Consider the following 10,594-nt stretch of genomic DNA (forward strand, 5'->3'; position numbering starts at 1 on the left):
CCTTTGGAGACGAGGCCGGCGCAGCCGGCCACCCAGGGCACGATGGTGGCGTCACCTCCGCAGCGAGCGGCGGTGCCGACGAGAATATGGGTGGGAGCAACGAGCAGACCAGCAGCGGAATCGGCGGTGCCACTGCCTCGGGCAGCGGTGGCGACGGAGGGAACACGCCCGCTGGCAGTGGCGGAGGCAGCAGCTCTGCGGGGGGAGGCGGCTTCAGCGCCGCCGGCGGTGCCAATGGCGCGGGGGGCACGGCGGGCTCGGGAGGCCATGGAGGCAGTTCTTTCCCCGCTACCACCTGCCTACCTCAAGGCAGCGCCGGCCCTCCAGCACCCCCTGGCACCCTCTGCCCTGACGCGGATCCCTGCAATGGAGACGAAGCGTGTGACGGCGCTGGTCAGTGCGTGACTGCTTTTTTCGGCCTCCTTCGATGATGCCAATCCTTGCACTTTCGATGCTTGCGATCCGGTGAATGGCATCACCCATACCGCCTGCGCTCCCCTTGACCGTACGGTGACGACGCTCCCGGCGGCCGGACTGGCATTCCTGCTGGATAGCCCTGCGCCCATCCAGATGGGTGCCGATCCTGCGCTGCTTGCGCCACATCGCGCCTCAGGTCTTCGCGGGAAGGTTCTCTCTGTCGATGGCAGCCCGCTTGTGGGCGTGACGATCTCCCTGCTCAACCACCCCGAGCACGGCAGCACGCGCACGTTCGCAGACGGGGCTTTCACGATGGTGGCGCAGGGTGGAGGCCCCCTCGTGATCACCTACCAAGCGGATGGGTACTTGCCCGCTGCGCGTCAGGTCAACGTTCCCTGGCAGGGCTATGCCCACGCCCCCGACGTCGCACTCGTTCCGCTCGACCCTGAGGTGACGTCAATCGACCTCGATACTGCGCCCCCCTATGCAGAGGCGCGCGGCAGCATCATCACAGATAACGATGGCATTCGTCAGGCCACGGTCCTGTTTCCTCCGGGCACAACCGCGGCGTTGCTGCTTCCTGATGGCACGCTCCAGCCCACAGCCACGCTCAGTCTGCGCGCCACGGAGTACACAGTTGGCGATCGGGGGCCTGAAGCCATGCCGGCTGACTTGCCGCCGACCAGTGGCTATACCTACGCCGTTGAGCTCAGTGCTGATGAAGCGCTCGCGGCGGGGGCCGTCAGTGTTGAATTCAACCAGCCGCTGCCTTTCTACGTCGACAATTTCCTCGATTTTCCTGCCGGCGCAGTCGTGCCCATGGGCTACTACGACCGCATGCGTGCCGCCTGGGTTCCATCCAGGAACGGACGCGTCGTTCGAATCATCGATAACGCCGCCGGACTCGCTCTCCTGGATACGGACGGAGACGGAGCGCCCGATGATAGCGCCACCCTGGGCGTGCTCGGCATCACCCCTGACGAGCAGGTGAAGCTCGCTGAACTCTATGGGCCTGGCCATTCGCTGTGGCGCGTTCCGATTCAGCACTTCACGCCGTGGGACTGCAACTGGCCCTATGGATTCCCCGAGGATGCATGTGTCCCGCTCAGCCTCACCTGCTTGGCCGACGGGGATGCTGAGGAACCGAGTTCGACCACGGCCGCTGGACCGGGGTCGAGCGGGAGTGGCGCCGCAGGCGGCAGCGGCGGCGCGGGAGGCAGCGGTGGTGAAGGGGGGCGAGATCCTGACCGCGGCGAGCCAGAGCCGATGGCCTGCGAGGAGCAGGGGTCCATCATCGACTGCGAGAACCAGGTGCTCGGCGAGTCCATCCCTCTGGCAGGCACCTCATTCTCCTTGCATTACCGCAGTGACCGCGTGGCCGGGCACCAGGGGCGCAGCACCCTGACCATCCCGCTGGCGCGAGGCGGCGTTCCTGCCTCCGTCAAGCGTATTGACCTCGTATTTGAGATCGCCGGCCGCCGTATCGAGCAAGCCTTCCCCTGCCCTTGCGCGCCCAGCAGAGAGATCACGTTTGCATGGGATGGCAAAGACGTCTTTGGCCGGGAGACCCAGGGAGAGCAGCCAATCACCGTGCGCATCGGCTACGTCTACGAGGGCGTGTACCTGGCGCCCTCGGACTTCGCACCAGCATTCGGTGCGTTCGCCGGGGAAGAGATCTCGAACAGCCGCACCCGCCAGGAGGTCACCACCTGGAAGCGATGGGAGGGTCGGCTGGGTGGCCTCGATGCCCTCGCGCTCGGGCTTGGAGGCTGGACGCTGAGCGCGCACCACGTCTACAGCCCGAGCGTCGAGGTGCTCTACCTCGGTGACGGCCGCCGGCGCACGGGCGCCGCCCTCCAGGCCGAGCTCCGCACCGTGGCAGGGAACGGCCAGAGCATCGGCCCTCTCGGAGATGGAGGTCCCGCCAGGAATGCGCCCCTCGCCACGGTGTCCGGCGTGGCCGTCGGTCCCGATGGGAGCGTCTACCTCAGCTCCACGGGGCACGCGCGCGTCCGTCGTATCGCGCCCGATGGCACGATCTGGCCGGTGGCCGGCACGGGTACAGGTGGCGGCACTGGCGACGGCGGCCCCGCGGCACAGGCTCAGGTCCATGTGCCGCGCGGCCTCACGCTCGGCCCTGACGGCAGCCTCTACATCGCCGAGCAAGGCGGTCACCGGATCCGCCGTGTCGCGCCTGACGGCACGATCACCACTGTCGCGGGCTCTGGACATCAGGGCTTCTCGGGCGACGGCGGGCCTGCCACCCAGGCCCGCTTCAGGGGGCCCTTCAGCGTTGCCGCAGCCAGCGATGGTACCCTCTACATCGCCGACACCCAGAACCACCGCGTCCGCCGCGTGGGCATCGACGGCACCATCACCACCGTCGCGGGCAACGGCACTCCCGGCTTCTCGGGTGACGACGGTCCCGCCACCGAGGCGCGCCTCCACAGCCCCCGCGGCGTGGCCGTGGCCCCCGATGGCAGCCTTTACGTCGTCGACCACCAGAATCACCGCGTCCGCCACGTCGACCGGCGCGGCACCATCAGTACTTACGCCGGCACCGGCCAGGCTGGGAATACCGGCGACGGCGGCCCAGCGCTGGCTGCACGTCTCCAGAGCCCCAGCGCCGCGGTGCTCGGCCCGGATGGCACGCTGTTCCTCGCTGACAGCACGGGCTACCGACTGCGCCGCATCTCCCCCGGCGGCGTGATCCATCACGTGGCAGGGACGGGCGTCTGTGCCTCAGCCATCCAGGAAGGTCAGCCGATCCGTTCTGCCGAGATCTGCCTCGCCGCTCAACTCGCCTTCGGCCCCGATGGCGCCCTCTACCTCGCCGAGATGAGCGAGTCTTCACACCGCGTCCGCCGGATGGCCCGCTCGCCCATGCCCGGCGTGGCGCTCGACGAACTCCTGATTCCGGAGGGCGATGGTCGTGAAGTCTACGTCTTCAACGGCGTTGGTCGTCACCTGCGCACCGTCGACGCCCGCACCGGCGCGACGCGGCTCACGTTCCACTACGAGGCAGCAGGCCTCCTGAGCACAGTGCAGGATGGCGAGGGAGACGCGGTGACGATCTCTCGTGCGGCCAGCGGTGCGCCCGCGGCGATCACGGGCCCCTTTGGGCATACCACGACGCTCACCCTCGATGCCGCTGGCTCCCTCGCCACCGTGACCAATCCAGGCAGCGAGACCACAACCCTGAGCTATGGACCGGGCGGCCTGCTCACGGGGCTCCATGACGCCTTGAATCGCGCCCATGTCTACGCCTACGACAGTGCAGGGCGGCTCCTCGAAGACACCGATCCAGCCGGCGCAACCAAGATCCTCTCCTCATCGACGAACTCTGGAGGCCGCACGGTCACCGTCACCTCCGCGCTCGGTCGCGTCGCCACCTATGCTGTCCAGCGTCCCGGAGCTGCCGACGCCTCCCGTGCGATCACCACCGCCACCGGCCTGACCGGCACCGCCTCCGTGGCCCCCTCCGGTCAGACCACCACCTCCCTTCCCGACGGCCGCGTCCTCCGCTGGACCCAGGCTCCTGATCCGCGCTTCGGCATGCTCCTCCCGTTCCGGAAGCAGGAGATGCTCACCACCCCAGGCGGGCACACGTTCACCGTTACCCGTTCTCGCACCGCGACGTTCGCCGTGCCCTCGGATCCGACGAGCTTCACCGCACTCCAGGACCTCACGACGTTCAACGGCAAGACCTTCAGCGATCTCTACACCCGCAGCACCCGCACCACGACCCTCACCACTCCCGCAGGCCGTCAGGTCGTGAGCACCAGCGACCTGCAGGGCCGCGTCGTGGAGGTCGCGATGGGGGGAATGCACCCCGTGCAGCTCACCTACGATGCGCACGGACGGCTCGAGATCGTGACGCAGGGCCTCCGCACCCTGACCCATGCCTACGGCCTGGATGGATACCTCGCCAGCGTGACGGATCCGCTCGGCCAGGTGGAAGGCTACCTGTACGACCCGGCGGGCCGCGTGGAGCAAGCCTTCCGCCCCGACGGAGAGGTCGTACTCTACGACCACGACCTCGCCGGGAACCTCCTCTCCGTCTCACCGCCAGGCCGGCCCGCGCACCTCTTCGGCTACACCGCGCGTGACCAGCGCGCCTCGTACGAGCCGCCGCAGCCCGCCACGGGCGCGGTGACACCGAACACCTGGGCCTACGATCTCGATCGCAAGCTCGCCACCTCGACCCTCCCCGGCGGCGCCACCCTGACCCACACCCGCGATGCGGCAGGTCGGGTGAGCGAGACCAGCTTCCCGGGCGGCGCCATCACCCGCACCTACCACCCTGCGACCGGCCAGCTCCAGAGCCTCAGCGGCCCGGCAGGCGTCTCACTGTCGTTCGCCTACGATGCCCACCTGCTCACCGATGTGACCTGGTCGGGCGTCGTCGGGGCCACGCTGCATCGCGGCCACGACGACGACCTCCGTGTCACCCAGGAGCGCATCAACGGCGGACCGGCCGTAGTCTACGGCCACGATGCCGATGGCATGCTGACTTCTGCAGGACCGCTGGCGCTCACGCGTGATCCCCAGAATGGACAGCTCGCGACCCTCACCGCCGGCATCGTCGTCGAGACGCTCGTCCGTGACGGCTACGGCGACATCACCGCACGCACCGTGACCGTCGACGGCACCCCGGTGCTGTCCGTGACCTACGTGCGTGATGCCCTCGGCCGCGTCGAGGAAAAGACCGAGACCCTCGCGGGGACAACGCACATCGACGGCTACGGGTACGACCTCGCGGGCCGCCTCACCGATGTTACTCGCAACGGCGTGCTGGTCACGCACTACGATCATGACGAGAACGGAAACCGTCTCGCCCGGGTCACCCAGAGCAGCACTGACACCGCCACCTTCGACGACCAGGACCGCCTGCTCACGCATGGCGCCCTTGTCTTCACGTACGACGACACCGGCGCACGGCACATCCGCGCGAACACCACCACGGGCCAGACCACCACCACAACCTACGACCTGCTCGGCAACCTGCGCCAGATCACGCTCCCGGACGGCACGGTCATCGACTACGTGGTCGATGGCCTCAACCGTCGCGTGGGCAAGAAGGTCAATGGCACCCTGGTCAAGGGTTGGCTCTACCGGGACTCCCTGCACCCTGCTGCCGAACTCGACGGGAGCGGCGGGGTGGTTGCTCACTTCATCGACGGCGATCGGCCCAACGTCCCCGAGGTGATGCTCAAGGGCGGCGCCACATACCGGTTGGTGACCGACCACCTAGGCAGCGTCCGTCTGGTGATCAACGCCCTGACCGGCGCCATCGTCCAGCGCATCGACTACGACGAGTCTGGGCGCGTCCTGATCGACACCAACCCAGGCTTCCAGCCTTTCGGATTCGCAGGCGGCCTTTACGATCCTGACACGAGGCTCGTGCGATTTGGTGCTCGTGACTATGATGCGGAGACAGCTCGATGGACTGCAAAGGACCCGCTGCTCTTTGAAGGCGGAGACACGAACATCTACAGCTACTGCGGTGGAGATCCGGTCAATCGTTTTGATCCGACCGGTCATTTTGCCATGCTCGCGATCCCGGCGGTGGCTCTTGGCGATCTCCTGGTGGTCATGGTGGCTACCGGCATCGTTCTCGCGGATGCACCATCGGCAATCGAGGACCTATGCACGTCGGCGAAGTCATTTGTCGACAAGCTGCCAGGTGATCCCGCGTGGAAGCGGCGCTGTCGGAAAGTCAAGGATATGTGCATCAAGGACTGCGGACCGTTCCTCGATAGTGGTGAATACGATGGCGCGCCACACCACAAGTGCATGAAGGAATGCCTTGACCAGTACGGCTGCTGGGGCGTCGAGTACTAACTCTTAGCGGTCTGGTGAGTAATCGTGAAACGAGATGCCGCTGAAAGAATCTCCGCTGTGGCCATGGAATGCTCTCGGAAGACCGATGAGTCCATCCGTCATGTCGTCAACGAAGCCAGCGAGGAGGTCGCAAAAGCGTACAAGCGAGTCGCAGGAAGCATCATGGGGAACCTCTTGACCGAGGTGCTGGCGCCGATCTGGATTGAGCACGAGGAGCTGGCGCCCGAGTGGTACCGTCAGAGTCGTTCCGCGAAGCCTTCAAGGCCCAAGATCAAAAAAGAGCTAAGGGAAAGGCTACTGGCAACCCTGGACGAGGTGGAACTGTCCGTGAAGTCGACCATCCCTATCGCCGAGAACGCATGCGACGAAAAGTCAGCCGCGCGTTATCAAGAAGGCATCGACGACATTGTAGACTACATAGTCATCGCTCGCTCTTACGTTGAGACGCTCGAACAAGAACCATAGAATACCGGGTTCATCTTCAAAGAGCGTACCTGCCTATCATTCCGCTCTCCCTTTAAGGCAAAGCCGGTGAGGCACGTCTGGAGCTTCCCGGGGCTGCATCACCACTTGGCGCTGGTCATCCTCGCCGACCAGTTCCGGGCGCTTGAACGGAGTCGCCCCTCCGCGGTGCCGCCGGCTCCACCTTTGGCCACGACCTCCGTCCCATCGCTTGCTCTGATCTCTGCCCAGCCGTCTGCCACCACTACAGGTCTGGCAGTCCCCCCCCTCAGCCGCCCACGAACACGGGCAAGCCCGCGCGCACCGCGTACGACATCGCCCGCGCGCTGCGGGCGGAGGTTACGTGCGCCACTTGTCGCCTCTGCCCCGTCTGCCTCCAGAAGCCAGTACGCAGCAGAGAACTTGACCCAGCGAACTGGCTTCGTCGGTGGGCTGGGTAGTATTGAGCGCCACCCTCCGAAACGGGGCAGAGCCGCGGAAGGAAGGGCAGCCCTTGCGGGAGGGTGTGCCTCCTGAAGCGCCGCCTCACCTCCGCAGCCCTTCGGGCAAGCCTCACTCGACCTTGCAGCAGAACGTGGTCGGCTCCGCAGGCAGGACCTGGCCGACGAACTCGCCGCCGCTGGCAATACACACGTCGGGCTCCGACTCCTTGATCTCGCCCCTCAGGCTCGCGTAGCGATCGGGGCCCGCGTTCGTGACACAGCCTTCGTGCGCGGGCCCTACCACCGTGCCCTGAATTCCGAGCGCACACGCGCTGCCCCTGCTGAGGCTCATGAAAACTCGGCAGTTGCTCGCTTCCGGAAGCTGGCAACTGCAAGGCGTGCACGAGGACTGATCATTCACGGCGCCGTGGAAGCGGCGCAATTCCGGGTAGTCGTCGGGGCACGTCGATGCCTCACCGTCCCTGAAGAGGCATTGCGCAAAGCCGTCGGGCGGGTGCGCGTCGCAGACCCCCGAATTTGCCGGGCACGGGCCAGGCGCTGCAGCGGGCGTGCATGCCCGCGCGAATGTGTCCCAGGAGAAGCTCATGTGCTTGTCGACGTGAGGGACAAGCGGCAGACATTCTGAGCGCGTGGATCTCCGGAAGAAGACCGAGATCGGATCCTCGACCGGAGGAAAGGAGAAGCACGAGCCATCCCAGTTCGGCGGCACGAGGATGTCGACGAGCGGACCCACGCAATCGGGCCCCGCGGCGCTGATGCTGAGGCTCTCGGGAAACCCGCACTCGGGCGTGGTGCAGGCGCATGCGTCACAGGTTCCACTGGTGCGCAGGTCAGCGTGGCCTTCGTAGACAGGTGCGGAGATGTTCTCGGGGCATGGCAGCGCCTCGGCCTCGGTGCCCGACCAGAGCCACACAGGTCCTTGCCAGCCCAGGGGCGCATCATCAGCGCATTCAGCGCCGGGGCAAAGTGCGTGAGGCACGATTGGAGCCTCGGGGAGTGACATGTCTGCCTCGCAGGACACAATAGACATCGAATAGAGGCAAAAGCATGCAAGGGACGGCAATGTACGAGGGCTACTTCGCATGGCGATTCCCTTCCGCGACGTAGGTACAAAAGACCCATCACGCTGGCGCTTGCCACGCGTGTCGGATGCACGACGCAGTACCACGGCCGGTACGAGCACGACGCACGATCGTCAATGCCCCCGCGAAGCGGCATAGCATTGCGAAAGAGTCGTGAGAATCGCCTCGCTCTCATCCCGAGGTCGCTCACGCTATCGAGACCCCTCGGGTGGATCTCAGCCCCTTGCCCCACCGCGCAACAGCAAATCTCACTCGGCTGGGCGGCAGCAGAACGTGACTGGGTCTTGGAGCGTGGGTGTGCCATGCAGTTGACCACCTTCCGGGCTGCAAGTGCCTGGCTCGTCGACATCGAACGTAGTCTCCACGCTGGCAAGCTGCGGGGGTGAGCCGGGCAGGGCGCCACACACCGCATTCTCCAGAACTGGCGATAGCTCATGTTGACTGCTCGTACAACTCGCGTCCCCGTGAACGCGCAACGTGGCATCACACGTACTCTCCCCCCATCTCCGGCAAGTGCACAGCGTGCACAGCGTCGTATCTCTCACCCCGCTGTAGAACCGCGTTCCCTCCGAATACCCCGGCGGGCACGTCACCTGGTCTCCGACCTTGACGATGCACTGCTCGAAGCCTTGCCTGGGCGCGACGCTGCCGGGCACGCAGACCGTCTCCTTGCCCTCGCAGGGCTCCATCGGCTCCAGCGACCCGCACGCCTTCGCCATCCGGTTCCAGGTGAACGCCGCCCTGGGGAGCTGGTGCACCACCGGCTCGCACCCCCCGACCCGCGTGGGCCCCACCCGGATCGAGGTCGGCGTGTCGATCGAACCGATCGACACGCACGATCCATCCCAGCCCTCGGGCACCTCCACCGACTGCAACGACCCCCCGCACGTCCCATCGCTCGTGCTCACCTCGACATCTTCTGGAAGCTCGCACGTCGCTGGCGAGCACTCGCACGGCCCGCACGCACTGAACGTATTCAGCCCCGCGTACCCCTCGTAGAGCGTCATCGGCGCATCCGCGGGGCACTCCGGCGCCTTCCCGTTGGCCCCCTTCCACACCAGGACGGGACCATCCCACCCGATGGGTGCCGGCGGAGCACACGTCCCGTAGAGGCACTCCCCGCAGGGATCTTTGCACTGCCGACACGGTTCCTTGCAGGTGTAGAAGCTGATGTAGCCGGTGGTACACGAGGGCGCGACCAGTGCCACGCCCACGCCCACGAGGAAGAGTCGTAGCGCGTTGTGCAGCAAAGAAGACGACACGAAAGCTCCGTGGTTCGGGGGTGAATGCTGCAGTTCAAGCGGTGATGTCACGAGAGCCTGCGGCAGCAGCACGTGATCGTCCGCGCAGACAAGGGCCGGCGACGAACACCTCGCCCCCGGCAATGCGCACCGTCAGACACCGCCGCCTCGAACATGCCGGGCTTCAGAGAGCATCACCGCTGCCTCGCGCGAGACAACCACCTCGTGCGAGACAATCACCGTCTGAAGTCGGCAAGACCTTGCGATGGATGACAGCGATGAAGCGTCATCTCGCATCAGCGATTCCCTTTCATGGGGCAAGGCACACGTGGACCGATCGCACGGGGACCTCCCCTGTGCGCCGCACGCTGCATGCTGTACCACGGGCAATACGACTACGTGCCCAGATCCACTTCTCGCCCTGGAAGGCACAAGGGCATTGGTAGCGTGTCGCAGAATTTGCCTCTTACATCCCGGCCGCCTCGAATGCGCGCCACCATCCCTGTCCATGAAAGCGACCGCGCTCCTCCCCCTCCTCGCGCTCGCCCTCTTCCCAGCCTGCCCCGCCTGTCGCAGCGACCCCTCCGACCCCGCGCCCCTCGCCACCTCTGCCGCCCCTTCCGCCTCCGCCTCTGCCCTTCCCACCCCGACCGCGCTCCCTGCGCCTTCCGCCTCTTCATCCCCCACCGCCGACCCCTGCACCGGCCCTGGCCCGCTCGCGTGCCGCCTCCCTGCGCCCGAGCCTGGCAAGTATACCCCTCCTCCCGACACCACCGAGCCCACCAGGCGCCCCCTCGGCACCATCGACGACTGGGTCCGCGACTACGCCGGCGGCAGCGCCCCCGAGACCAAGAAGCCCCCCCGCCTCGGCCTCCTTGCCGACGTCCCGCACCTCCCCCCTTCCACCCTCGTCTACGTGCGCTCCGGAAAGCTCCTCCGCGTCACGCTCCCTTCCGGCAGCGAAGCCACCCTCGCCACCGGCCCATTCACCATCTCCCAGCCCCGCTTCACCCGTGATGGACGCACCCTCTTCTTCCTGAGCAACCGCGACGGCGGCGTCGACAAGATCTTCCGGATGGCCATCCCCGCGCCCTCCAGCGCTCCC

At 66.5% G+C, this 10,594-nt stretch carries 5 protein-coding genes and 1 pseudogene; 5 read left to right on the forward strand and 1 reads right to left on the reverse strand.

The features are described from left to right. Positions 1-570: 570 nt before the first annotated feature. The 3 genes and pseudogenes from CAP_RS56065 to CAP_RS21790 form a co-directional block, all read left to right on the forward strand. Positions 571-834: pseudogene (locus tag CAP_RS56065) on the forward strand (carboxypeptidase-like regulatory domain-containing protein); the annotation flags it as partial. A 243-nt stretch (positions 835-1,077) separates the two neighbouring features. After that, positions 1,078-6,261 carry an NHL domain-containing protein gene (locus tag CAP_RS45220; RefSeq protein WP_197041298.1) on the forward strand — a complete coding sequence of 1,728 codons (5,184 nt, stop codon included), beginning with the start codon at positions 1,078-1,080 and terminating at the stop codon, positions 6,259-6,261. 24 nt (positions 6,262-6,285) lie between these two features. Continuing rightward, positions 6,286-6,726, forward strand: coding sequence for a hypothetical protein (locus CAP_RS21790; protein ID WP_156041021.1), 441 nt, complete (start codon positions 6,286-6,288; stop codon positions 6,724-6,726). Positions 6,727-7,275: 549 nt separating this feature from the next. On the opposite strand, the gene CAP_RS50745 is transcribed toward CAP_RS21790, so the two are convergent. Then, positions 7,276-7,497, reverse strand: a complete 222-nt coding sequence (locus CAP_RS50745) for a hypothetical protein (protein ID WP_156041022.1) — start codon at positions 7,495-7,497, stop codon at positions 7,276-7,278. A 1,363-nt stretch (positions 7,498-8,860) separates the two neighbouring features. Between CAP_RS50745 and CAP_RS21800 the strand changes: the two genes are divergently transcribed. Together CAP_RS21800 and CAP_RS21805 are read left to right on the forward strand one after the other, a co-directional pair. After that, entirely contained in the window at positions 8,861-9,247 is a 387-nt protein-coding gene (locus tag CAP_RS21800; RefSeq protein WP_044244140.1) for a hypothetical protein, read from the forward strand. A gap of 750 nt (positions 9,248-9,997) precedes the next feature. After that, a partial coding sequence (locus CAP_RS21805) for a TolB-like translocation protein (RefSeq protein WP_044244142.1) occupies positions 9,998-10,594 on the forward strand: 597 nt, incomplete at its 3' end.

The organism is Chondromyces apiculatus DSM 436, from assembly GCF_000601485.1.
Classification (GTDB): Bacteria; Myxococcota_A; Polyangia; order Polyangiales; family Polyangiaceae; genus Chondromyces; species Chondromyces apiculatus.